A 22,331-nucleotide genomic window follows, 5' to 3' on the forward strand; every position below is an offset into this window, starting at 1 on the left:
ATGGATAATAGCCTCACTAGCAAAGAATTCCTGCAAGAGATTTATGCAATCTCGCAATCGCTCAGGCAACAACTAGAAGCCCGTGAGCATGGGCTAGACCCAGCCCCAGAAGCGATTGAGAAACGACGCAAGCGAGTTTTCGCCAGCGACTTTGCTTTTTTTGCTTACAACTATTTCCCGCACCATATTAGAGGGGAAGCCTCCGTGTTTCAAAAACACTTTATGGAGCGTTTTCCCAAACTGCTAACCGCTAAACAGGGATGTAAAGAATGGTGGATTGCGCCACGCGGTGAAGCTAAAACCTCGCTACTGTGCAAAATTGGCTGTCTATGGATAGCCACGCAAGCCATCCAAAATAAAGACCTTAACTATATCGTTCTGCTAGGTGCAGAAGCCTCATTCCCTGCCAAATTGGTAGAAGTTATAAAAACCGAACTCTGTTTTAACCCTGCTTTAACCTTAGATTTTCCAGAGATATACGGCTCTACTGGTTTATGGCGCATCGGGGAAATTATCACAGCGAACAACGTTAAGTTTGAATCCTTTGGCGCAGACCAAGCCATACGTGGCACATTTCATGGCGCATCCAGACCTAAAGTTATCATTGGCGACGACCTCATCACCGACAAAGAAGCCAAAAGCCCAACAGAACGACAAAATCGTTGGGAATGGTATGAAAGAGCCGTGAGCTATTTAGGCTCTCCCGATGGTTCTGTAAAGGCTTTAAACGTCGCCACTGTCTTAAATAACGATGACCCTGTCAGCCGGGCTAAAAAATCCATCGGTCATGTTGTCCACCATTTCAAGGCAATCGAACAATTCCCTGAACGCATGGAATTATGGGAAGAGTGCGAAAGAATCATGAGAAATGAGGACAAACGAGCCATTGATAAAATGGCAAAAGACGGGAAAGTACCCACAACAGAAGACTTACCTTCGCATAAATACTACGCGAAAAATAAAAAACAAATGAATAAGGGCGCAGTCATCAGTTGGGGAACGGTTCGCTCGCTCTATTGGTTAATGGCACAACGGGCTAATAATCCGAAGGCATTTTTAACTGAAATGCAGGGAGAGCCAAGAGACGACGGCGAGAAAGTGTTCACAAATTTAGCTTTCTGGGTATCTCCCCTTGCCCACTGGGTTTACTTCGGTGCATGTGACCCCTCTATGGGAAAAGGGGAAAAAAGCGACCCCAGCGCGATATTAATCGGTGGGTGGGACGTTGCCAGTCATAAACTGCACATTATAGAAGCCAAAATAAAACGTCGCGTTACCTCTGCATTACAGTACGACATCATAAAATTACAAAGGCAATACAATTGTCTAGCGTGGGCATTTGAAAATAATAACGCCTACGAATACATGCGTCTATCCTTTATACAAAACGCCGTACAGCAAGGGGTCCCGTTACCACTGATTGGTGTAACAGCCACCATTCCCGCAGAAACTCGTATAGCGAGTTTAGAAGAATTCATTACAGGCATAGAACCAAGAATTCTATTCCACGCTACGCACGTCCAACTACTCGACGAGTTAGACACCTTTCCAGACCCACAAAACCACCATCACTATGATGGATTAACTGCCTTACACCTTTTATGGATGATAGCGGTAAGCAGGGGTAGTGGCGTTACTACCATACGTAGCGCAAACAAGAGAAGAGGAACTAATTACGATGGTTACTAAACCACTCAACCCATTACTAAACGAATTAGCAGGCAACAGTACAGACCCGCGCTTCTTTACTGGCTTATTCCACCTGCCCAACCCCGACCCCGTCCTGCGTAAAATGGGAAAAACGCAGGAGGTTTATGATGCCATTCAAAAAGACCCCTTTGTAACAGGACAACTACGCGCAATCCGTGCAGGGCTATTAGGCTTTGAACAACGCCTACAAATGCCTGCGAGCAACCGCGTCAATAAAAGAGCCTATGAACTTTGCCAGCAAGTGCTAGACAGAAAACCCGCTCAATACTGGCAATGGGGTGACATCATTTGGCAAATTGCTGAGGCAGTCTTTAGAGGCTATTCAGCGATAGAAATCGTATGGGAAAAACAAGGCGATTATTTATTACCTGCCCAAATACTGCCAAGACCCAACCGACGGTTCATTTTCAATTATGAAGGCGAACCTCGCCTACTTACCCGAGACTCGCCTGTAATGGGTGAGGAGTTACCCCCTTATAAGTTTCTGCTAACACGCCACATGCCTAGTTATACCAACCCATACGGCGAAGCAGTATTTTCTAGCTGTTTCTGGACATACACCTTTAAACATGGTGGATTTAAATACTGGTCTAAATTTTGTGAACGATTTGGCACGCCGTGGACAATTGGAAAATATCCCGCAGGGACAGACGAGATAACACAAGCCAAACTCCTGCAAGGGTTAGAGCAAATGGTAGAGATGGCAGTCTCCATCATTCCTTCAGACGGCGAGGTGCAATTATTAGAACCCACTGCAAGGGGTGAATCCCACGACAATTTTATTAAGGCGTGTAACAAAGAAATGGGCATCGCCTTAACCAGCCAAACATTAGCCAGTGACATTCAAGGCAATGGTAGCCGTGCTGCTGCTGAAACCCATCGCGGGAGAGAACAAGCGGGTTTTGAGTGTGACCGCGAAATGGTCAGCCAAACCTTAAGCGAGTTATGTCGCTGGATAACTGAAATTAACATCGGTACAGAAGCAGAACCCCCAACGCATGAATTTTATGAAGAAGCAGAAGCCAGACAAGACTGGACGGATGTCCTTGATAAAGCCCGCCACTACTTACCAATTTCAAGACAATTCGCCTATGACCGCTTACAAATTCCTGCGCCAAAAGACGGTGATGAATTATTAAGCGCGGATACACCAATTTCTCAACCTGCGCAACCCATCACACACAGCGAACATTGCCAACACGAACACGAATACCAATCATGGGCAGGCGTTACCGACCCCGTATTAAATCCGCTTGTGGATTTAATAGACAAGGCAAAAGACTATGAGGACGTGCAATTACAAACCTTACTAAAAAGCATGGACACCGACCCATTGCACGAAAACCTAATCTTAGAAACCTTTAAATCAGCGGTGGATGGTTATGTCGCTCCCTAATTTTCGCTTTCAAGAACCCAACGCAGAAGCCGTTGCTTATCTCGCCCAAAAGAAAATAGGCAAAACTACCTTTGATTGGCGTGATGTTTGGAAAGAGGAACATCTCAATAATTTTGTCGTGGCAAAAGCCATGCAGTTGGACGTGCTAACCACGATACATGAATCCTTACATCAAGCCATAGAAAAAGGCTTGCCATTTAGTCAATTTAAAAAGGATTTACAACCAAAATTAGAAGCGTTGGGATGGTGGGGTAAAGGACAAATGACCGACCCCAAAACAGGCGAAATCCGCGATGTGCAACTGGGTAGCCCGCATAGACTGCATACAATCTATAGAACCAACAAAGATATGGCTTATGCAGCCTCAAAATGGAAACGCATTGAAGAACGCGAGAAAGATTTCCCCTATCTTGTATATCGGATTGGGGTAGCCAAAGAACACAGACCCGAACACGTCAAACTCGACGGCTTATGCTTGCCCGTTCGCCACCCTATTTGGAAAATAATCTACCCGCCAAACGGTTGGCTTTGTCATTGCGACGTTGACCAAATAACCAAACGCCAATATGAAAAATACCTTAAAGAGGGAATTGACAGCTCTATCGGCACACAAGAAATAGACCCCGAAACAGGCTTGCCAACAGGTCACGCCACCTTTAAAAAAATCCCACTGCAAACCACTGCGCCGAAGTTAGAAATGGTCGACTGGTATAACAGCCGCACAGGCAAAATGGAAAAAATCCCCAAAGGCATAGATGCAGGCTTTGATTACAACGTAGGACTTGCCAACCAAGCCCGTTTAGGGTCATTAACTCAAACACTAACCGAAAAAATAAAAGTCGCCCCGCCAGCCATTGCCAAACCCTTCGCAATGGAAATGATTAAGGAATATAACAACCTGTATAAAACAAACGCAGACCTTATGCTGACTGAACAAAAAACGGCGATGACGTTATTTTTCTCGTTTATCAAAAAGTTATTCAGTTTAGGAGAGTAACATGATAGAAATAAAAGCAGGAAAATTTAAAGATTTAGATAATTTGCTAAGGCAATTAGACGGGATATTAGGCACAACAGACACTATGGAGTTTATTGCCCAACTAGTAGAAGGGCAAATTAAAGACAGAATCAGTAAGGAAAAAACAGCGCCAAACGGCACACGGTGGCAACAATGGTCAAAACGTTACGCAAGAACAAGAAAGCCAGAACATTCTTTATTAATCGATACAGGCGATTTACTAAAATCCATTCACAATGGTGTTATCAACACCGCTGAGGCTTTTGTTGCCACTGACTCGGTTTATGGTGCTGTACATCAATTTGGCAATCCTAAAAAAAATATCCCCGCTCGTCCGTTCTTTGGACTGAGCGAGGACAATAAAAACGACGTTGAAGCCGAATTAACAGAATGGATTAAACAACGTTTAAAACGAACTTAAACTCGACTTAAACGAAGTTTATCATATCCGATTTAACAATCAAATCACTAACAAATACCCGTCCATCTTCAGTCAGCTTGCCATCTTTCACCATTCCATTATTTATCAAGCTGGACATATCGCCACCGCTTTTAATAGTATAAAGCAATAAAAATCTATACTCTGCATCTTCCTCAAGATGACGGAACAATATATCGTCATCAGCGATATATTGTTCTTTTTTACCCCATAAACTACTAGGTAACTTCCCTAGCGTTTTTGCAAGCAATGACCGCATTTCACGGCTATGCTTGCCTTCTCCTGCTTGATACAGAGCAACTCTGCCCACATTCAAATCTTCGGCTATTGCCGCTAGTGGCTTTTTAAATTTTGTAATCAGTTGATTAACGACTTCGCATTTACTTGGCTTAGGCATGACTTATCCCTTATAAATCTAAAAATTAATAAACTCTTGTTACTGTTCTCACTAACGAGAATAGTATTAAATATAACCACGAATAGCAATAATTAGTTATGCTTCGATAAACTACAAGGAGTTAATAATGGCTGATGATAATGAAATTATTGAACAATTAAAAAGCACTTTGGACGTAAAGCCAAAACGCATGAAGGTGAAAACCTTAATTAAAAAATTTGGTTTTGTCCGTCGTACTGAAGAAAACATGTTAAGGCTCACAGAACTATTTCGTGATCATGAAATCTTAGTAAACCCAACCATCATGAAATTGGGTGATACATGGAGATTAGACTTAGAAGACTGGATTTATTTATCTCTGGACACACCACAACCCCAATTACCAGAAAGTACAGCAGAAATGCAGGTTATAGAATGGGATGGCAATCAATGGCTAGACCTAGAAAATTTAGCGGATAAACAACTGCGCACAGAAAAAGAAGTGGAAATGAAGTTTATCATCCCACTACTTTTTAAATTAGGATTCAATGAAACAGACCGTTACGACGACATGGCAATTAATGCCGCGACTGGCTCTAAGCCAACCGTGTTGCATATTGACTTCGCACTATTTAATAGCGAATTGGAAAGCCTAAAAAATCAGGTTTTACTCACAGTTGAAGCAAAACGAGAAAATAGATTAACTACGCAAAAAGAAATTATTCAAGCACGTAACCAAGCCAAAAGTTACGCATTATGGACAGGTTGCTCATTCTGCCTAATTACGGACGGCAACATCATAGAAGTGTTTTCTCTACCCCGTACCCACTTAGAAAAAGAAACGATTTTGTTCAATTGTTCCAGAATAGAATTAGCAAGCAAATTCTCAGAACTCTATAAAATCATTTCTAAATCAGTCTTAACCCAATTTTATACAAGCCAATTCGGCACAGTTGAAGAAATTACTTAAGCATGAAACCAGTAATGACAATATCATTACTGGTTTTTCTTGACTTACTTAAGGCACAAAGTTAGTAAAAATCAACTCACTAACCGCTTGCGTCTTACCACTAAGGCTATAACTGGTTGCTACTTCTCTAAGGTGGAAATTGGCAAAAATACAACGGATTTCAGGGCGGTCATTAATAGAAATAATAACCTTACCTTTTACCCCTTCTAATAATCCAGCCAATACAGAAAAATCTTCTTTGCCAAATATTCCCTTCCCGTAATAGGTCTCGCAGTCATAATACGGTGGGTCAACGTAAAACACTGTCTCGCTGGTATCGTATAAAGAGATAAAATCTTGATAGGTTTTGTTCTCCACACAAACACGCGCCAAGCGACGACTGACTTGCAATAGGTTCTTGCGGAGAGTGAATTGATTAAACCGACTAGGGTCGGTTCTGTAGGCGGGAAAGGTTGGTTTTACCATGCGCCCGCCGTATCCTGTTTTGTTCAGGTAGTAATAGCGGATTGCACGTTGCACATCGGTCAAGTGTTCAATATTTTGATTTAACAATCTATTGAATTCATCACGGGAAATCATCACCCCGCGCAATTGGCGGATAAATTCTGTATAGTGGAATTTAATAACGCGGTAGGTTCTGATTAAATCGCCATTAATATCATTAATGACTTCATTTTTAGACGGGTCTTTGCGGAACATGACCCAACCTGCACCGCCAAAGACTTCGGCGTAAGTGTTATGCGGTGGAATGAGTTTAACGATTTCCTCAGCCAGTCGGGATTTACCCCCAACATAACTTAAAAAACTGTTCATATACATCCTTGTATGTGGCGTTACATCCTTGTAACAAGTTACATTATAACATGGATATATAACATTGCTTTTAGTGAATTCGAGTTAGCAAACACCCGCGATGGTTGTCAAGCGCGATTATTCATCCTCACTGACCTCATGCTCCGTCTTGGAATACACGTAATCCATATCTTCATTCTTCACGTCAGCAGATTGATAAAATTCCAATGCTTCCGCCGTAGCAACATATTCAATTTTACCATGATGTTGCTCAACTGCATTTAGAATCGTCTCTAATGGCACTCGGAAGAATTCTTTCCTAACATTAACCTTATTCACTCGACAATGATTCAATGCTTTATGTAAAGCGTGCTCTAATGCAGGTGCATTCTCTGAGCTAATCATAGCGTGAACATCAAACGAAAAAGGTACGGAGGCACTACTTAACTCTTTAACCCTGTCCATAGGTTCAAGTCGTCGTGTCATCCCTACCTTATAAACACCTTCACCAAAAGAACCAACGTTAGAAATAATATATACATAGCCTGCTTTAGTTAATTCTGCCATAGATTGCGCACGCTGACTTTTGGCTTCTAATTCCATCAATTGCTGTTCAAGACGCGCAACATCAGCGCTATGACTTAATCTCGCTTCCATCAAGGCTTTTTCTAACAGTTTCTGCTCACGTTCTATCCGTTCTAGCTCCTGCTGACGCTCACGTTCTATCCGCTGTTCTTCTCTTATTTTTTCCCTGATACGTGCTTGTTCTTGTCGTTGGGCTTCTTTTTCTAATAACCGTTCATACTCATTCTTAAGTACCAATAAATACTTATCGACATTAGCATGTCCAACAGTCACCCCATATTGATGCATTGCATTCAATTGTTTTTCTAATTTTGCTTTTTGCACAAGGTAATTATTAACTGTTAATTTATTGACTGCCTTGTTTACAACTTCCTGTATATAGGCATTCGCCAAATTTAAAAAAAACGGACGAATCTCTTGATAAGATTTTGTAAATTTATCTAATTTTGCGCGTAATTCTTCAATCTCATTTTGTTTTGAATCAGGCTGGGGAGAGGGCGGTTTATACTTATCTTTCTGACCCGAAAAATTATTGACAAAAATTAGAAGACAGCAAAATAATAAAAAACCACCGAAAAAAGCTAAAACATAATTTTTACTACCCATCCCCGATACTAAAGCCCCCAACCCAAAAAAGAGCAGACACATTGCAAGAAATGCTAATAAAATATCTTTTATAAATTGCATGTTAAGTCATTAGTGTAATGTATTTTAGAGTGAAATAAATATACAGGTTATTTTAAGAGAATACTGGATGAAAAATGAAGTAAGTTTTCATCTGGAAAAGCAAATAAAAAAAGCAGGCATTAAGCCTGCTTTTCCCGTTCACGATTTTAGGATTATTATTCCATCTGACACTCTCTTATCGCACTGGCAATCTCATTTAACCCACTGCTAATTTCACCAAGTGCCATTGCTTGCTTTTCTAAAACAGTCGGGTGCAAACTGTTCGTACCGACTTGAATTAAATGAGCCTCACGAAAGGCTTCAGTAAATGAATTAATTGCCTCTGCTAGCACTAGGTTTGTATCGCTACTATGACCGTACATTTCAGTGAATGAATTAATTGCCACTGATTGTTTAAACGCCACTACTATTTGAAGTGCCTCAAAAGTAGTGAGTGAACCGTATTTCTTTTGCAACGCTGCAACATCAAAATAAACGTCTTCAATACCCATCATTTTTACCTCAGTCACTGCAATCTGTCTTATTGCAGTGACTATTTACGTCTGTTTTATCAGACAATTGTTTAAAAAATCGCCTATTCTCGACACACTCACAATAACCCCACCCATTTAACAGGGTACATTGTTGTCCGCACCCTTGACGACGCGCAAAAGCGAGCTGTTTGTCACTCATGAATATCAGTATTTGTGTTCGTATTAACTGCTGTATCCGTTTTATTAAACGAATTAGCGTAGTCAGTTGTGGTTGTGGCATTACTGGTTATCGGGTTGTTTGACGCGATGGTCGCGTTGGTATTCGTTGTTGTGGTATTGCTGGCATTGCTTGACGACTCAGAATTAAACGAACCATCGTAAACGGTTGTCACGTCTGAGGTGACACGGCTAAATAATCGTGTAAGCGCGACATAAGGAATTGCTTGATTCGCAAGCCCTGTTAATGAATTAATCCCTGCCAACCAAACATCATTCCCATTCGTCGCCTGCTTGGGCATTAGTTTTTCATCATAAACCGTTAATTTAAAATCCTTCGCTTCGGCAAATGACACTTCAAAAGAAGGTGGAATTTGCGCCCGCGTAACTGGCTGTTCAGCAACACTACAGCCTGATAGTAGCGGGATTAATATTGCTAGTTTTTTAAGCATGTTGGGCTTCCTTAACTTTACCCTTCAATTCTAATAATTGTTTAAAAAAACGCCGACTTTCAGCACACTCACAAGCCCCTAATCCATTATGCTCAGTACACGCACCACCGCATCCATGTGGTTGGCTTTCTTTCGTTAATAAATCCAATAGATTCATTATTTAGCCTCTATTCTTATTAGGCATACTTCCTATTAATCTATATAACCTTTCCAAGTTCTCCCGCGCTTTTTCTGGTGAGGTTGTCGGGGGTGGTAAAGCAATGGGATAAACCCGTGCAGGCAGGTATTCCATAAACTTTGCGGGAGCAATCCATTCTGTACATTCCGCACAGGCGCGCTGAAACCCTTTTGCCAGTCTTTCTGAGTCAAGGGTTTTATCCCAGTTAATATTTTTACCCCACAAAATGTTAATCCATAACTCAGCCGTTACCGTTACTTGGTCGGAAGCAGGGCGGTTATTTAGGTTCAATAGATACATAGCTTGTATCCCTGAAATAATCCGTTGAGCAAACCAACCAGGGGGAGTTGGTGGTTTCATGCGTATTTCCCCTTTAAGGCTTCTAAGTCAGTTAAACCCTCAATTGCTTTGCTTTTTTGCACTCTTTTTACAGGGCGCTGTTCAACTATCATGCTGTTCCCACTGCTTCCATTAACTAACGTCTCTACTCGTGCAGACATTTCATTTGCAACTGTCTTTAAAACGGATTTTAAATAGTTGTGATTTTTCAAGGGTTCATATTCTTCTTTTTGCCGAAAAGAGGAAACCACCCGATTTAAACTTTCAACTAAAATTGCTTTATCCGTATGTAGTTCAAGCACTTGTTTAACTAGCGATAACGCCTTGTCATCGCTTAAATCCCGTTTGTTACGGAACAACCCCATATACAGAACTATCGCAGTCTCTAACTCTTTTGGTTGTACAAAAAGCAGCCTATAAAGTTGGCTTCTGGTTTCATTCAAAACGATGTGTTCAAGGGTTAATATCGTCTTGCATACAGGACAAGTGAGTTGCGTCATACGACCACCTTACTCATAAAAACCCGTAAAAAATCCATTGGGAGATTTACCAACCCATACTCATTACACGCCGTTACTAACTTACGCGCTTTTTCTTCCATACTTAACTGTGAAAATATCGCCTCTATTTGTTCAACTATCTGCGCTTTTTCCTTCTCGTGTCGTGCAGTCATTTCTTTTAACCCCTCTATAACCTTATTGAACTCAGGGACGCTTAACATATCCATCCATTCCAACTTTTCGAGCGGTTTAAAACGATTTACAAAACCCAGTAAACCGTTTTTTTCTCTCACGATTCCCTTCTTATACATTTCCGACCACATCGCCATAATCTTTCTGGCTTGTGGTTTTTTAAAGCGGTAAAAACTGGGTTTAAACGGCTTTTTAGCACCGTTTAAACAACGGTTCAGATGTTTAACTAACTCGACTTTTTGCGCTTCGGTTAGCTTTAAAGAGCTGTCCACCTTGAACCTATCTTTCAACAAAACACGATAGGTTTCATTGTCTATCCCTGCTTGACTAAGCAGGGTATGAATCTGCTTTGGTGTTATTTTCGCCATAAATAACTCTCTCCAGATAGGCAGGTAACTCATCAGTACCCAGCCACCACGCTGGGCAGACAGGGCGGTGTTCTGCCCTGTTTCGTTTCCCCTTATAGTTTTTATTCGTTCAATAACTTTGCATATTTTTCTTTGAGCGGTTTTATAGGCTCAAAGTTTGTCAGCCGTAGCCGACAAACATCAGTTACATCCTGATTAGCCATACAAAAAAAGCGAGTGCCTATAGCAAGTTTGTAGTTAGGCGGGAATACTGCTTTTGAAATACTGATGACTTCACGATAATTACGTGTTGGGATAACTATCAACACATTATCAGCAGTAATCTTCTTTACTCTAACCAGTACTCGGTTAATCGCATCATTGCTCATCTTGTCACCACGTTTTTTGAAACTAATCCCAATTGGATACCCGTTGACACCCATCACACAAAATTACTTGGAAAAATTACCAACATTTTTATGATTACCTTTTGATTGTATCGTTGCTAGCGTGCGCTAAATTTTAGCCGTCACCACAAAAAATAAACGAAACACAAAATCGTTTCCAAACTCAGTCCTATTCTCTACCTCTTGTAAAACGTCCCCCCACGTATAAAGTTTGTCGTTTATGGTACAGAAAGCAGATTCTAAATCTTTTCTTTTTATCCAATTAGATACATCTTCTCTCACACAGTCGACATTAGTCATATGCACTCCAAATAGAGCCGTTCTTTTGGCTACTCATCAGTACCCACACCACGTTAGGCAGACAGGGCGATGTTCTGCCCTGTTTCGTTTCCCCTTCCCCTTATAGTTTTTATTCAGTTTTTTGCTCGTTCCACTCTATAAACTTGCCGTAGTTATTGAGCGTCTTGATTGCTTGTTGAAACGGTCGCTCATTTCCGTTTAAATCTTCTTTTATCCCAAGCAAACTATTGAGTAAACATTCAATTTTTTCCTCTCTGGACATGCCATTTTTTATCGCCATTCTCTCCTCAGCAACAGCAATATTGCAGATAGCTTTTTCAACGAGAGACTCAAGAGCCATCACAACTACTTCAGAACGCGTTAATTCCCGATTTTCATTACACTGACAAATTCGTTGTGCTAGATTGAATAGCTCGTCACTAACATCAATAAGTTCTTTCATATTTCTTACCTTTGGCTACATCATCAATAAGTTCTTTCATATTTCTTACCTTTGGCTACATCATCAGTACCTAACCACCACGTTAGGCAGACAGGGCGATATACGGTAACTAATTTTGCAAATACCAAAGTTTTTTGTTCTTCCCACAATAAATGAGATACTCTAGCTTTAGGGTAAATCGCCACGCGGCATTAAATGCCTTTTGGTAGTCTAAATTCTTTCTCGCCTCCTCAGTAAATAGCATTTCAAATACCACCTTTTTTTTTACTAGAAACGGTTGTTTTACACAGTAAAAATCTATCCCGTAAGGGTTATTCGCACGCAAAATAACGTCGAAAAAATCTCTGAATCTTACATACACATGCGTATGTATTCTCTGTTTGGAATCAGAACACGGTGGTTCTGGTGTCACGCAGGTTATAAACTGCTGATAGTATGGGTTATCATCATTGGGATTCTTCATTTTTCTCCGAAAGACTTAGTAGTATGTGGGAAACAGGCTTTAGGTATTTCTTCTCCTCTTAGCTACTCATCAGTACCCTGCCACCACGTTAGGCAGACAGGGCGATGTTCTGCCCTGTTTCGTTTTATACAAAATAAAAAAACCTTTGAATTTCTGTAACTTCTTTTTCTACTACAGTTACAAAGTAACTGTTTTCTATCCATTCAATTTCATCTGGGTATCCATGACGACCACCGCCTGAATAAAAAGTAAAGCCTACCCATTACTGTTCTAAGCAAAGAACAGCAACTTCTTCATCTTCATAATCTCGTACCCATGCGTTCTCACGATACTTACCTGTTGATTCACCTGACTTTCTAAATTCGTCACGCACATCCAGAAGACCGCATTCCGAGTTGACATACTTTTCTGAATTCTCAAAAACAGCATTTATATCTTTTCCTTCAAACACAGTCTTAAACCAAGATTTAGGAGCAGATTTAGGGTAACTTTTTACAAATCTTGAAAGAACCTCAGCCCGTAACCAATCGGCGGGCGTAAACCCTGTCGTATTAAATTGAATACCTTTTTTCACTTAAACCTCCATTGGGGCTTGCGCCCCATCCATCTCAATGTAAAGTTTCACCTGAACCATTCGGTTTAGTTTTCAATTCTAAAACAACATCATTCAACAGCTTTTCAATTGTTGCCGTGCCATTACCTGCTGGCATTTCATTAAGAATCCGTCCGACGTTTAGTAATAAACATCTCGCAAATGCGGCAATACCCACTATTGAAACCCTCTCATCAAACAAATAACGGACAAATTGTTCTAAAACAGCCTTTTCGGCTACCTGTTCTGGCGAACCCGTTACATGCGCAATGGGCGTTGCTTTTACTTCCCGATTCATAAACTTATCTCCAATTTTGTCTTGGCAGGGGTAATGTTTTATAAGTCGCTAAAGTTAATATTAATTATTTCCCAATTTCCATCTAAAGTAGGGCGGGTGTGGGCGCGGATATATGTTTTAGAGCCAACGGTATAAATGCTGTTTTTTAACGCCTGCATGGCGCGTTGCCATTTTTCATCTTTGATTTCCTTGCTCATCCGCAATAAATCAAACATACGTCGTCCGTCAACATGCCCTTCTTTGCTCACTTGAAATACTTGGGAAACAATCGCTCTAATAGGCGCGTTGCTTGACGCAGTCCACTCAGCTAAGCACTCATCGATTAGTGCTTTTGCCGATTGAATTTGTTCATCAAAAGAAATAAAGTCGCTAACGGCTATTTGTACCTTGCACAATCCATCAAATGACATTAAGGTAATATTTCCCTTACCGTCCTTAACCTTTGTCCCATACTCTTGGGCAGAGACTTCCAGGAAAGCATTAAGGCTTTCCCAAGTCATCGCTTTTTCTTTGGCAATAAAATCACTTAATGCCTTCAATCTATTAACAACGCCTATTACTGTTTCGTCACGCAACATTTCCAGTGGGGAAATCAGTTCAGCAGGGACTAAATACCCTTTGTGGTTTTTTCTGTAACCTTCTGTAGAAGGTTGTTCGATAACTACATTCATATTTTTTCCTTGTTTAAAGCCCTCGCGGGCTTGGTTTACTTAATTGATGACACGAAACCCACTTCGTCACTCGTTTCAGGAAGCAACATAATTCAATCCCCCTCTATAACGCTAAAACTGATACCATCCCCAAAAAACCGCTGTATAACAGCTTCTAAGTATTCACGCTCCGCAATATCCTCCTGCGTTTCTAACGCCTCACGGATACGTTCCTGCGCAGGTAACAACGGCAAATTCCCTTCGCAGGCTTGCAGATAACGCGGTAATTCCCGCTCATTTGGGCGAATAAACAGAGGGTGAACGGGATTAAAAACCGCCCAATCAATCTGTCATAAAACCGTAAAAAGCCCTCTTCACTGTAACCACGCAATTCCCCATTCCCGCGACGTATCGCCAGAAGCCATTCTTCTTCAGTTGCTACTTGCATGATTCCCCCTTATTAATTACTTCCCGACCCAACAGGGTCGTTTCAATTCTTCCATTTCTTTCTACGAGATAACCACGACGAATCAACTGATTAACATCATAGTTTGCGTCAGCAATAGAACTCATGGTTTTTAAAATCCCATTACCAAGCAACGACAACCGCCAAAAACAGCGAAACTTAAAAAGATAACCCCGTGCGTGCAAGACTTCTGGGGTCTCATTCAACAGCTCACACAACCGTCTTACATTTGGTTCGTAATAAGCAAACATGATTTACCCTCCTACATTCCGTTCTAAACACTCTACTTAGTTAAGCGAGCCTTTAAGACTCGCTTAATTAACTACCGTGCTAATTAACTACACATAATTACATCAGTTATCGGTGTAACTGGGTGCGTCTTGAAATAACGTAAAGTAGCAACCAGCTTTCTGTAAACTTCCTCATTCGCGTTGTGAATAACAATAATGAGTTTATAACCCTTCTCATTATAGATATTTGCAACTAAGTCAGTTGCATAATAGAAACCATAACCGATGTTAGCGATAACGAACTCAGAACCAGCAAAAGCCCCTAATTCAAAAAACAAACACTCAGAAAAAGGGGTATCCAACACGTCGTACATATCCACGTGTGCAACATCTTCTTTGCTAACTTGGATAATTTTAAGACCTTTTAAACCCAACATTGTTGTTATTGCCATTTTTACAACTCCTTATTAAGTAAATTCAACGTCGTTTTATATTTTGTTCTCATTAGCGAGAACAAGAATAATTATACATGAACAAATACAAAACGCAACATTTTTTTATCCCTTAATAAGAAGGTAAAATTCTTTTTTTTCCTACACTTCCATAGACAAATTCGTCCACGCGGCATGAAAATCATCTACCGTAGGCACATTCGTTTCGGTTAATTGATAGGCAACCCGTAAGGTTTTAAACATCCCTCTCAAACCGCCATTCTTGCTGGCGATTTCCTGCAATAAGCCACGACTTTCTTTGTTATCAATCCCACATCGCTCAATGATTGCTAACACGTCCGCTTTAGTAGGTTTAGAGATTTTTAACCGTTGACCAACACGGCTATAAAGTTGAGCGAAATCAGCCGAACGACGACCGCCCGTTAATTTCGTATAGACAGATTCATTACCAACCAACGCAACCCCAACACCCGACGCGTCGTAAATACTGCGAATGATTTCTAATGCTTCTAATTCAAGGTGTTGGGCTTCATCAATTACCAAAAGCCCATGAGAATTTTTTAAAAACTGAATAATGGCACGTAAGGCTTTACCCTTACCGCGAATATCCCCAATCCCTAAGTCAGAACATAACCACTCAAGGCAATTTCCTGCTGTTTTAACACAAGGGGACATCGTGATATGCCAAACGTTAGGCGACGATTTCTTGTAATTATCAACGGCTTTGGTTTTACCAACACCCGCACCACCATAAACAACCACCATTTCGGCATTGGCTTGTGCATCCGTTAAAACATCCGCAATTTTCCCCGCCGTCGGTGTTTCTATAAATGCAGGTACATCAACAAGCGGCAAATCTGCCTCGCGTTTACAAGTAGCTACCCAACGGCTAGCTGCGTCCGCAATCTTGGCATTATCCCCTGCATATTTTCCTTGCAACCATTGATTAACCGCCGCCGATGCAGACTTTAAGCCGATACGATTCGCTAAATCCTTTTGGGTAAGACCCATTTCACTCATCAATTCGCGTACTTCTTGAATTAACGTATCGGGTTTGCTACTATTTTCTAAGTCATTCGTCATGATGACACCTATGTTGTAATCGCCTCTCTGTTAGTGCAGAGAGGCATCATTGATAATTAAATGGCTTTCCGCAGTTTTGCTCTTTGTTCCGCCATTCGCTTCGCATACATAGCCTCTTGTTCCTCAGTCATACCCTGCGGTTTAGCGGGTTTCTTAAAATCAACCCCCACAACCTTAGTCACAACAGGCTTATAATCCACAATCTCCCCAGTGCGCTTATCAACAGACCCAACACCAGGAATTTCCTCTAATTCCGCCTTCAAATTCCGTTTAGCCCGCTCTTTTGCACCAATCGCCACCTCAGCCTTAAAGGCTTCCTTAATCGCTTTCTGATGACGACGTTTTAACTTGGCTGTTTCCCTAGCCGCGTCTGTATCCGCCCAACCAACCGCATGGATACAAGGCGCGTGGGCAATAAACTGATTATCAAGCGTATAAACATTGACCCCGTCATGTAAATTTTGCGGGTCATACTCAATCATCACTCTTTCACCACAATACCGAGCCAACTCCTCAACCCAGTACACGTTATCCAAGAACGCAACAGAACCATTCGTTTTATTCACAGGCACACCCACTGCACACATCATCAACATATTCAACTGCGCATTACTTGCTTTTAAAACAATGTTTTGTTCAATAGACATATTAAAAACTTGCAAGGGTGTCCGCTTCCCGTTACACACCTTGGACCGTGAGACACGGTTATTTATCACATTGACGGCTTTTTTTAATAAAGCCTGAAACGCCTCCCAACTAATCGCCTTACCAGCGTTCCTGGCATCCTCAACAAGCGGGTCTCTATCCACCAACTCACTAATCCCACCAATCCCGAATTTGCGTTCTATTGGTTTAGATTGCCCGCTAAAAGGAAGCGTCGGGTGATACTCAGTCCCTAACCGTCCAAACACGCCCTTAGCCTCGTCATCCCGCAACTTATACCGATGCCGATATACTGCCCGACCTGTCAGAACGCGCGCCGAAGCCGCGCGGGTGTTATCCACCGTGATATTGAATGGCTTGTTATTAACCCCTAACCCGTACTGCTTAATCGTTTCCCGCAAGGCAAGCCGTAACATATCGCTGTTTTCGCTCACATCACTGTAATAACTCAATAACATTCCGCTATACACGTCCTGCCAGAACCAAGTAACGGGTTTTCCTTCTTTTCCATCGGGGAAAATCACATAAAACTCATGGTCGTAACCGTCCCCATTAATCCATTCCAACGCAACCATTCCACTTTTATCCCGAACTTGCGGGGGAATTGGGTTTAAAAACGACTTCGCTTTTTTGCCTTGCCGTCCATAATCCTTAAGCTGTTGGGCAAGTTCATTCTCTAAACGCGACTTAAGCAGATACAACGAAGGCATTTCACCCCAACCGTATCGACCCGCATCTACCGACGTTAATTGATAACAATGCGAAAAAGACCGTTTTGCCGTCGTTAAGTAATAATCCTTAAACGCCTGATAAATCACAGGCTGATAACTATCAGTTAAAGGCAACCGCCCTTTATTATTCGGCAACAAAGCAGGCAACCAATCAGCAACTCCAATGTCTTTTATTTGCTTGTACCAACCATAAACACTCACATAAGTGACATCGGGCGCAGCCTGTGCAATTGCATCCACCTTTGCCATGCCTAAAGCCACTAACGAATTTATTTCTTTAATGATTTTTAACCGATATTCTGCTTTTTCCCGCGCTGCGGTTTTGGCAACTTCCCAAGTTGCCCATAAAGACGCTGGGGAATAGCTGGGTTTAGAAGATTTAATTTGAGGCTCTTGCAATTCGAGCGCGATTTCTTTCAGTTTTTTTGAATTTTTTTGAGGTAAAACAGCAATTTTTGCGTTTTTTTCTGATTGATTTAACTTAGAAAGGACAATTTCTTTATATTTTTCAGGCAGACTATCGATATTGATTTCATAACCCACCCCACCGCGTCCGCCTTGCACGGAAACCTCACGGACATCTAGGGGTGAGCCTAGCCAAGAGCCTTGACTAATAGCTTTTCTGATTGACTGTGGAGAAACATCAGTGATTTCGGCTATTTCTCTTATTGAAATAAAACTCATAATAAACAACTCGCACCAATAGTTTTATCTACACCATTAATCATTTTTTAACCCCCAATTCATGGGGGCAGTAAAAACATGATTTAGAATATTGGAACTGGCGGAGTAAAAAACCCAACTGTTTTAAACGCTCTCATGGCAACGCGGTATCCCAGCTTTGTCGGGGGAAAAAAGATGTAATTCGTTTCTTTTTCAGCCGTGTCGATATCTGAAAAATCGGTTGCTTCTGAGTGAAAGGCGATTGCACCACAGTATGGATAGAGAAAATTTGCATCAGGTATGAAGCTTCTTACGCTGACTTGCTGAATGTTGTACTGATACTTTTCTTGTAAATTGAGCGTTGCTCTGCCTACTTTGGAATAGCGATTGACGCGACGACTATCGTTACGGCAAGCCTGAGCAAAGTCGTAGGCATTGGCGAGTTGCAATAAGGCTTTATCGCCAATGTTAAAAGAGGGGAAGTAACCCCCTTGAGCATTAAGAAGTGCATCAAATGACGGAAAATCGGTATATTCTGATGTCACTGCATTTAGTGCAGGTAAGGTGAATGACATGGTGCATTCTTTTGAGACTGATGGAAGATTTAGCATGATGTTTCCTTTATTTAAAAAAGTGGTTTGCCGATGGTTTTTTCTATGCTGTTGATAATGTTGCGGGCGACTAAGCCACGGGGTGGCGTACCACCGCGTTTTATTGCGCGGCGCAAACTGTTATCTACTGTTCGCGGATGAAAGTTGTGCTGTATCGCCCAAGAGCGAAGGGTGTATCGTTTTTTTTTTAAACGCTGTTTGATGTGTTCTAGGTTCATGGTTTGTCCTTGATGTGTTCCTATTGTTGGTACACATGATGCTAATATAGTCGCTATAACGACACATGTCAATATAGCGACAACATTGAGGGAATTATGGGAATCGGTAGCAGAATAAAAGAAATTAGACTTTCTAAAAAACTGAATCAAAAAAGATTTTCTGAAATAACAAACGTATCTCGTAGCTATATATCAGAAATAGAATCTGAGAAAAGCAAGGTATCTATTGATGTAGCTGTCGGTATAGCGACTCATTTTCCTGACATTAATTTGAATTGGCTACTTACTGGGGATGGAAATATCCTTGATCACAATTTTCACCGAAAAACGCCCGCAAATAACCAGCCGTCAGAAACCCAGCACGTGACGAAAAAAGAACTGATGGATACGCTTGAATTAATCCTTCAAGAAACGGAGAAAGGCATGGAATTGGTTAAAAAAATGGGTTAAAGTGTTCCAACTATTAGAACACTTTAGAAGGTAGGAATAGCGAGACTCAACCTATGACAAAGGCCAAGAAACTTTATGCCGCGAAGGAATTAAAAGATGTCGTTATCTCTATTCAAACAGATAGAAATTTCTTTGGCATAACCGATAGATTTAATGCAGCGCAATCGCTTTATCACAACTTACTAAAAGAGGCTCAAGCAGGAAATATAGAAAGTGTGGAGAAAATAGGCGATGCACTCACCCTTTATTTAGAGATTGCTAGCGAGATGTACGCCCGTAGTGCCAAATTTAGGGATATTCGTGATAACGAGCTAAAAGACTTGAACGATTTAATCGTAAAATTTGCTGGCTAACTACTAAAGGTTGCGCAACTTTGCGCAACCAAATATTGCGCAACCTGTAAAATTATTGCGCAACTTTGCGCAACCTGTTGCGCAAAAACTAACATAAAAAAATGATAAAAATTACAGTTTTTTACATAAAAAAACGGCTTAAATTCGTGTTTTTTCCAATTCCTCATAAATGCTCTTAAATCCCCTGATTCACCTATAACAAACAGTAAAATATAAAATTTTCCCCACCAAAAAATTTAATTTTCTATTTTCTCATATTTAAATTTCTATTTACCCCCTACACGCTGCGTTTGCTGTGTATAAAAATAACAGACTACATATCACACTAAATACAATACGAAATGCGTTCATTATATGGTTATCCTCCTGATATGATTGCGTTATACTCATAACGATAACGTCATGACCAATACATAAAAATTCTTTTTTTACAAAGCATTAATAATGACAGTGTGTAAAACTTCTTCGTCGCTCGCTTGCCTTTCTGAGCGTCTTAATGCTTCAATTATCACCTGTAAAATAATCCTGACAATAATCACATAACCCTACAGGACGTTCATAACATGCCCGATAGAGAATTTGGCATTGAAACCCTTTGTTTACATGCAGGACAAATACCTGATGCGGCAACAGGCGCGCGGGCTGTTCCTTTGTATCAAACCACTTCGTTTGTGTTTGACAGCACAGACCATGCCGCGAGTTTGTTTAATCTGCAAACCTTTGGCAATATCTATACCCGCATTATGAACCCCACAACTGCTGTGTTTGAAGAACGCATGGCAGCCCTAGAAAATGGGCGGGCAGCCGTTGCGGTTGCTTCAGGGATGGCAGCAGAAATGGTGGCAATCCTCACCCTACTAGAAGCAGGGGATGAGTTATTGTCGGCTAGTACTTTATATGGTGGCACGTATTCCCTATTTAATGTGAACTTCCGTAAATTCGGTATTCACACAACATTTGTGCATCCTGATAACCCTGATAATTTTCGACAAGCGATTACACCAAAGACTAAAGCGATTTATGCAGAAACCATTGGCAATCCATCGGGTAATGTTTTAGATATTGAAGCGATTGCAAATATTGCGCATGAGGCAGGGATTCCACTCATTATCGACAATACCTTTGCAACGCCTTACCTTTGCCGTCCTATTGATTTTGGGGCAGATATTGTGTTGCATTCGGCAACCAAATTTATTGGTGGACATGGAACGTCTATTGGTGGCGTGATTATCGAATCGGGTAAATTTCCTTGGGACAATGGCAATTTTCCAGGGATGACAGAGCCTTCCAGCGGTTATCATGGTGTGCGTTTTTATGAAACATTTGGCGATTTTAGCTACACCATGCGCGCCCGTTTAGAAGTATTACGCACGATGGGCCCCGCGCTTAGTCCTTTTAACGCTTTTTTATTTTTACAAGGCTTAGAAACATTACATGTGCGAATGGATAGACATTGTCAAAATGCACTGGCAGTTGCCCAATTTTTACAACAACATCCTGCCATTGCATGGGTCAATTATCCCGATTTAGCCGATAACAAATATTATCCCTTAGCGAAAAAATATCTACCAAAAGGGGCAAGTGCTATCATGACCTTTGGTATTAAAGGCGGACAAGCTGCGGGAGTTAAATTTATAGAAAATGTCCAGTTTTTAAGCCATTTAGCCAATGTTGGCGATGCTAAAACGTTAATTATTCATCCCGCCTCGACAACACATCGCCAACTCAGCGAAGCCGAACAACTGTCGGCTGGTGTAGGACCTGATATGGTGCGTATTTCCGTTGGAATTGAAAGTATTGATGATATTCTGTGGGATATAAACCAAGCATTGCAGATTTCCCAATCATGAAGCCACATATTCTGATTGTTGCAAATGGTAGCATTCATTATCCAGAATGGTATCAACCACTTATTATGCAGGTTGATTTAATTATTGCAGCGGATGGCGGGGCAAATAACTGTTTGCGTTTGGGTATCATGCCTGATTATGTAATTGGTGATTTAGACTCCATCACACCCATAACCCGCGCCCAACTCACTGGAACAACTCAAATCATAGAAGACCCCGACCAGAATAAAACAGATTTAGAACTGGCTTTTACCCTCGCACAAACATTTAACCCTGTAAAACTCAGCATTATTGGTGCGATAGGGACACGCCTAGACCATACGTTGAGCAACATCATTTCTTTGGATCAGGTACAAGTTCCCTGTGTTTTATTAGATGAACACAATGATATTTATTTGGTTCAAGATTATGTTGAAATTACAGGACAACCAAATGATATTATTTCAATTTTACCTATTTCTGCTGTTGAGGGTCTTACTTATACAGGGTTAAAATGGAGCGTGGATAATCTGCATGTTAATACGGGTTGGTTAGGCACGTCGAACCGCTTAATCGGCACACAAGCGAGTATTCGGTTACAACAGGGTAAAGTGGTGGTGATTAAAGCACGAGAAAATATTGTCCCTTTCGAGAATGTTTAACTTATCCGAATCATAATCTATTTTGCTTTTGAACACGGTTCATTCGGCTAATCCTTATTGTCTGCTTCAGACGGTCTTTAACAACGGATAACACTGCT

Annotated in this window: 30 protein-coding genes and 4 other RNA genes; 9 read left to right on the top strand and 25 right to left on the bottom strand. The window is 41.1% G+C overall.

Translation table 11 applies throughout. The annotated features are described in order from the left end of the window. The 4 genes from AL038_RS09430 to AL038_RS09445 are packed head-to-tail and all read left to right on the top strand — an operon-like array spanning position 1 to position 4,545. Positions 1–1,689: a hypothetical protein gene (locus AL038_RS09430; protein ID WP_062152207.1), complete on the top strand. Its 1,689-nt coding sequence runs from the start codon at positions 1–3 to the stop codon at positions 1,687–1,689. Continuing rightward, positions 1,679–3,106, top strand: coding sequence for a DUF935 domain-containing protein (locus AL038_RS09435; protein ID WP_062152209.1), 1,428 nt, complete (start codon positions 1,679–1,681; stop codon positions 3,104–3,106). The genes AL038_RS09430 and AL038_RS09435 overlap by 11 nt, the downstream gene beginning before the upstream one ends. Further along, a complete protein-coding gene (locus tag AL038_RS09440; RefSeq protein ID WP_062152211.1) occupies positions 3,093–4,103 on the top strand; it encodes a phage head morphogenesis protein in 1,011 nt (336 codons plus the stop codon). Before AL038_RS09435 ends, AL038_RS09440 begins: the two co-directional genes overlap by 14 nt. A 1-nt stretch (position 4,104) precedes the next feature. After that, a complete protein-coding gene (locus tag AL038_RS09445) occupies positions 4,105–4,545 on the top strand; it encodes a phage virion morphogenesis protein (RefSeq protein ID WP_062152213.1) in 441 nt (146 codons plus the stop codon). 7 nt (positions 4,546–4,552) lie between these two features. Here the strand turns inward: AL038_RS09445 and AL038_RS09450 are convergent, their stop codons facing one another. Next, positions 4,553–4,960, bottom strand: a complete 408-nt coding sequence (locus AL038_RS09450) for a hypothetical protein (RefSeq protein ID WP_062152215.1) — start codon at positions 4,958–4,960, stop codon at positions 4,553–4,555. A 127-nt stretch (positions 4,961–5,087) separates the two neighbouring features. Here AL038_RS09450 and AL038_RS09455 point away from each other — a divergent pair, with 127 nt between their 5' ends. Beyond that, positions 5,088–5,909 carry a type I restriction enzyme HsdR N-terminal domain-containing protein gene (locus AL038_RS09455; RefSeq protein WP_062152217.1) on the top strand — a complete coding sequence of 274 codons (822 nt, stop codon included), beginning with the start codon at positions 5,088–5,090 and terminating at the stop codon, positions 5,907–5,909. A 48-nt stretch (positions 5,910–5,957) separates the two neighbouring features. Here the strand turns inward: AL038_RS09455 and AL038_RS09460 are convergent, their stop codons facing one another. The 24 genes from AL038_RS09460 to AL038_RS09570 form a co-directional block, all read right to left on the bottom strand. Continuing rightward, entirely contained in the window at positions 5,958–6,722 is a 765-nt protein-coding gene (locus AL038_RS09460; protein ID WP_062152219.1) for a DNA adenine methylase, read from the bottom strand. A gap of 117 nt (positions 6,723–6,839) precedes the next feature. Next, positions 6,840–7,973 (bottom strand): GIY-YIG nuclease family protein, encoded by a 1,134-nt coding sequence (locus tag AL038_RS09465; protein WP_062152221.1) that lies wholly within the window; start codon positions 7,971–7,973, stop codon positions 6,840–6,842. Positions 7,974–8,128: 155 nt separating this feature from the next. Beyond that, positions 8,129–8,482, bottom strand: coding sequence for a hypothetical protein (locus AL038_RS09470; RefSeq protein ID WP_145917084.1), 354 nt, complete (start codon positions 8,480–8,482; stop codon positions 8,129–8,131). 155 nt (positions 8,483–8,637) lie between these two features. After that, the gene (locus AL038_RS09475) at positions 8,638–9,114 is read right to left on the bottom strand and encodes a hypothetical protein (protein WP_062152226.1); all 477 of its coding nucleotides are present in this window, start codon (positions 9,112–9,114) and stop codon (positions 8,638–8,640) included. Further along, a complete protein-coding gene (locus tag AL038_RS09480; protein WP_161575457.1) occupies positions 9,107–9,271 on the bottom strand; it encodes a hypothetical protein in 165 nt (54 codons plus the stop codon). The genes AL038_RS09475 and AL038_RS09480 overlap by 8 nt, the downstream gene beginning before the upstream one ends. Positions 9,272–9,274: 3 nt before the next feature. Next, complete coding sequence (locus AL038_RS09485) at positions 9,275–9,652, bottom strand: hypothetical protein (RefSeq protein WP_062152228.1); 378 nt, start codon at positions 9,650–9,652, stop codon at positions 9,275–9,277. Next, a complete protein-coding gene (locus AL038_RS09490; protein WP_062152230.1) occupies positions 9,649–10,131 on the bottom strand; it encodes a hypothetical protein in 483 nt (160 codons plus the stop codon). Before AL038_RS09490 ends, AL038_RS09485 begins: the two co-directional genes overlap by 4 nt. After that, positions 10,128–10,691, bottom strand: a complete 564-nt coding sequence (locus tag AL038_RS09495; RefSeq protein ID WP_062152232.1) for a regulatory protein GemA — start codon at positions 10,689–10,691, stop codon at positions 10,128–10,130. Before AL038_RS09495 ends, AL038_RS09490 begins: the two co-directional genes overlap by 4 nt. 18 nt (positions 10,692–10,709) lie before the next feature. After that, positions 10,710–10,779: hammerhead ribozyme type II (locus AL038_RS09500), an RNA gene on the bottom strand. A gap of 13 nt (positions 10,780–10,792) precedes the next feature. Then, positions 10,793–11,116, bottom strand: a complete 324-nt coding sequence (locus tag AL038_RS09505; protein ID WP_145917085.1) for a hypothetical protein — start codon at positions 11,114–11,116, stop codon at positions 10,793–10,795. A gap of 284 nt (positions 11,117–11,400) precedes the next feature. Continuing rightward, positions 11,401–11,467: hammerhead ribozyme type II (locus AL038_RS09510), an RNA gene on the bottom strand. Positions 11,468–11,486: 19 nt separating this feature from the next. Continuing rightward, positions 11,487–11,819 (bottom strand): hypothetical protein, encoded by a 333-nt coding sequence (locus tag AL038_RS09515; RefSeq protein WP_062152238.1) that lies wholly within the window; start codon positions 11,817–11,819, stop codon positions 11,487–11,489. A gap of 49 nt (positions 11,820–11,868) precedes the next feature. Beyond that, positions 11,869–11,940, bottom strand: an RNA gene (locus AL038_RS09520) — hammerhead ribozyme type II. A gap of 398 nt (positions 11,941–12,338) precedes the next feature. Continuing rightward, an RNA gene (locus tag AL038_RS09525) (hammerhead ribozyme type II) lies at positions 12,339–12,407 on the bottom strand. Positions 12,408–12,544: 137 nt separating this feature from the next. After that, positions 12,545–12,856, bottom strand: a complete 312-nt coding sequence (locus tag AL038_RS09530; protein WP_062152241.1) for a hypothetical protein — start codon at positions 12,854–12,856, stop codon at positions 12,545–12,547. A gap of 34 nt (positions 12,857–12,890) precedes the next feature. Further along, positions 12,891–13,172 carry a hypothetical protein gene (locus tag AL038_RS09535; protein WP_062152242.1) on the bottom strand — a complete coding sequence of 94 codons (282 nt, stop codon included), beginning with the start codon at positions 13,170–13,172 and terminating at the stop codon, positions 12,891–12,893. 38 nt (positions 13,173–13,210) lie between these two features. Then, positions 13,211–13,843 carry a DUF3164 family protein gene (locus AL038_RS09540; protein ID WP_062152244.1) on the bottom strand — a complete coding sequence of 211 codons (633 nt, stop codon included), beginning with the start codon at positions 13,841–13,843 and terminating at the stop codon, positions 13,211–13,213. A gap of 92 nt (positions 13,844–13,935) precedes the next feature. Further along, entirely contained in the window at positions 13,936–14,070 is a 135-nt protein-coding gene (locus AL038_RS18800; RefSeq protein WP_272898022.1) for a hypothetical protein, read from the bottom strand. 190 nt (positions 14,071–14,260) lie between these two features. Beyond that, entirely contained in the window at positions 14,261–14,539 is a 279-nt protein-coding gene (locus AL038_RS09545) for a hypothetical protein (protein WP_062152246.1), read from the bottom strand. A gap of 83 nt (positions 14,540–14,622) precedes the next feature. Further along, a complete protein-coding gene (locus tag AL038_RS09550; protein ID WP_062152248.1) occupies positions 14,623–14,970 on the bottom strand; it encodes a hypothetical protein in 348 nt (115 codons plus the stop codon). Positions 14,971–15,111: 141 nt separating this feature from the next. Further along, positions 15,112–16,053: an AAA family ATPase gene (locus tag AL038_RS09555; RefSeq protein WP_062152250.1), complete on the bottom strand. Its 942-nt coding sequence runs from the start codon at positions 16,051–16,053 to the stop codon at positions 15,112–15,114. Positions 16,054–16,109: 56 nt separating this feature from the next. Continuing rightward, positions 16,110–18,131, bottom strand: coding sequence for a transposase domain-containing protein (locus tag AL038_RS09560; protein ID WP_062152252.1), 2,022 nt, complete (start codon positions 18,129–18,131; stop codon positions 16,110–16,112). A gap of 83 nt (positions 18,132–18,214) precedes the next feature. Beyond that, complete coding sequence (locus AL038_RS09565; RefSeq protein ID WP_062152253.1) at positions 18,215–18,721, bottom strand: hypothetical protein; 507 nt, start codon at positions 18,719–18,721, stop codon at positions 18,215–18,217. Between the two features lie 14 nt (positions 18,722–18,735). Continuing rightward, complete coding sequence (locus AL038_RS09570; protein ID WP_062152254.1) at positions 18,736–18,939, bottom strand: helix-turn-helix domain-containing protein; 204 nt, start codon at positions 18,937–18,939, stop codon at positions 18,736–18,738. Positions 18,940–19,035: 96 nt separating this feature from the next. Between AL038_RS09570 and AL038_RS09575 the strand changes: the two genes are divergently transcribed. The 4 genes from AL038_RS09575 to AL038_RS09590 all read left to right on the top strand — a co-directional run bounded on the left by AL038_RS09575 (position 19,036) and on the right by AL038_RS09590 (position 22,233). Then, positions 19,036–19,389: a helix-turn-helix domain-containing protein gene (locus AL038_RS09575; RefSeq protein WP_062152256.1), complete on the top strand. Its 354-nt coding sequence runs from the start codon at positions 19,036–19,038 to the stop codon at positions 19,387–19,389. Positions 19,390–19,442: 53 nt separating this feature from the next. Continuing rightward, positions 19,443–19,742, top strand: a complete 300-nt coding sequence (locus AL038_RS09580; protein WP_062152257.1) for a hypothetical protein — start codon at positions 19,443–19,445, stop codon at positions 19,740–19,742. Positions 19,743–20,305: 563 nt separating this feature from the next. Further along, complete coding sequence (locus tag AL038_RS09585; protein WP_062152259.1) at positions 20,306–21,592, top strand: O-acetylhomoserine aminocarboxypropyltransferase/cysteine synthase family protein; 1,287 nt, start codon at positions 20,306–20,308, stop codon at positions 21,590–21,592. Next, positions 21,589–22,233 (top strand): thiamine diphosphokinase, encoded by a 645-nt coding sequence (locus AL038_RS09590; RefSeq protein ID WP_062152261.1) that lies wholly within the window; start codon positions 21,589–21,591, stop codon positions 22,231–22,233. The genes AL038_RS09585 and AL038_RS09590 overlap by 4 nt, the downstream gene beginning before the upstream one ends. Positions 22,234–22,331 lie beyond the last annotated feature (98 nt).

The sequence above is a fragment of the Beggiatoa leptomitoformis genome, from assembly GCF_001305575.3.
GTDB lineage: Bacteria > Pseudomonadota > Gammaproteobacteria > Beggiatoales > Beggiatoaceae > Beggiatoa > Beggiatoa leptomitoformis.

Coding starts and splice junctions, on each gene's coding strand:
- AL038_RS09450 (WP_062152215.1), bottom strand. CDS start 4,960: ATGCCTAAGCCAAGTAAATGCGAAGTCGTTAATCAACTGATTACAAAA.
- AL038_RS09435 (WP_062152209.1), top strand. CDS start 1,679: ATGGTTACTAAACCACTCAACCCATTACTAAACGAATTAGCAGGCAAC.
- AL038_RS09590 (WP_062152261.1), top strand. CDS start 21,589: ATGAAGCCACATATTCTGATTGTTGCAAATGGTAGCATTCATTATCCA.
- AL038_RS09475 (WP_062152226.1), bottom strand. CDS start 9,114: ATGCTTAAAAAACTAGCAATATTAATCCCGCTACTATCAGGCTGTAGT.
- AL038_RS09540 (WP_062152244.1), bottom strand. CDS start 13,843: ATGAATGTAGTTATCGAACAACCTTCTACAGAAGGTTACAGAAAAAAC.
- AL038_RS09460 (WP_062152219.1), bottom strand. CDS start 6,722: ATGAACAGTTTTTTAAGTTATGTTGGGGGTAAATCCCGACTGGCTGAG.
- AL038_RS09430 (WP_062152207.1), top strand. CDS start 1: ATGGATAATAGCCTCACTAGCAAAGAATTCCTGCAAGAGATTTATGCA.
- AL038_RS09515 (WP_062152238.1), bottom strand. CDS start 11,819: ATGAAAGAACTTATTGATGTTAGTGACGAGCTATTCAATCTAGCACAA.
- AL038_RS09440 (WP_062152211.1), top strand. CDS start 3,093: ATGTCGCTCCCTAATTTTCGCTTTCAAGAACCCAACGCAGAAGCCGTT.
- AL038_RS09560 (WP_062152252.1), bottom strand. CDS start 18,131: ATGAGTTTTATTTCAATAAGAGAAATAGCCGAAATCACTGATGTTTCT.
- AL038_RS09490 (WP_062152230.1), bottom strand. CDS start 10,131: ATGACGCAACTCACTTGTCCTGTATGCAAGACGATATTAACCCTTGAA.
- AL038_RS09535 (WP_062152242.1), bottom strand. CDS start 13,172: ATGAATCGGGAAGTAAAAGCAACGCCCATTGCGCATGTAACGGGTTCG.
- AL038_RS09445 (WP_062152213.1), top strand. CDS start 4,105: ATGATAGAAATAAAAGCAGGAAAATTTAAAGATTTAGATAATTTGCTA.
- AL038_RS09480 (WP_161575457.1), bottom strand. CDS start 9,271: ATGAATCTATTGGATTTATTAACGAAAGAAAGCCAACCACATGGATGC.
- AL038_RS09565 (WP_062152253.1), bottom strand. CDS start 18,721: ATGCTAAATCTTCCATCAGTCTCAAAAGAATGCACCATGTCATTCACC.
- AL038_RS09580 (WP_062152257.1), top strand. CDS start 19,443: ATGACAAAGGCCAAGAAACTTTATGCCGCGAAGGAATTAAAAGATGTC.
- AL038_RS09550 (WP_062152248.1), bottom strand. CDS start 14,970: ATGGCAATAACAACAATGTTGGGTTTAAAAGGTCTTAAAATTATCCAA.
- AL038_RS09485 (WP_062152228.1), bottom strand. CDS start 9,652: ATGAAACCACCAACTCCCCCTGGTTGGTTTGCTCAACGGATTATTTCA.
- AL038_RS09455 (WP_062152217.1), top strand. CDS start 5,088: ATGGCTGATGATAATGAAATTATTGAACAATTAAAAAGCACTTTGGAC.
- AL038_RS09585 (WP_062152259.1), top strand. CDS start 20,306: ATGCCCGATAGAGAATTTGGCATTGAAACCCTTTGTTTACATGCAGGA.
- AL038_RS09545 (WP_062152246.1), bottom strand. CDS start 14,539: ATGTTTGCTTATTACGAACCAAATGTAAGACGGTTGTGTGAGCTGTTG.
- AL038_RS09575 (WP_062152256.1), top strand. CDS start 19,036: ATGGGAATCGGTAGCAGAATAAAAGAAATTAGACTTTCTAAAAAACTG.
- AL038_RS09465 (WP_062152221.1), bottom strand. CDS start 7,973: ATGCAATTTATAAAAGATATTTTATTAGCATTTCTTGCAATGTGTCTG.
- AL038_RS09570 (WP_062152254.1), bottom strand. CDS start 18,939: ATGAACCTAGAACACATCAAACAGCGTTTAAAAAAAAAACGATACACC.
- AL038_RS09495 (WP_062152232.1), bottom strand. CDS start 10,691: ATGGCGAAAATAACACCAAAGCAGATTCATACCCTGCTTAGTCAAGCA.
- AL038_RS09555 (WP_062152250.1), bottom strand. CDS start 16,053: ATGACGAATGACTTAGAAAATAGTAGCAAACCCGATACGTTAATTCAA.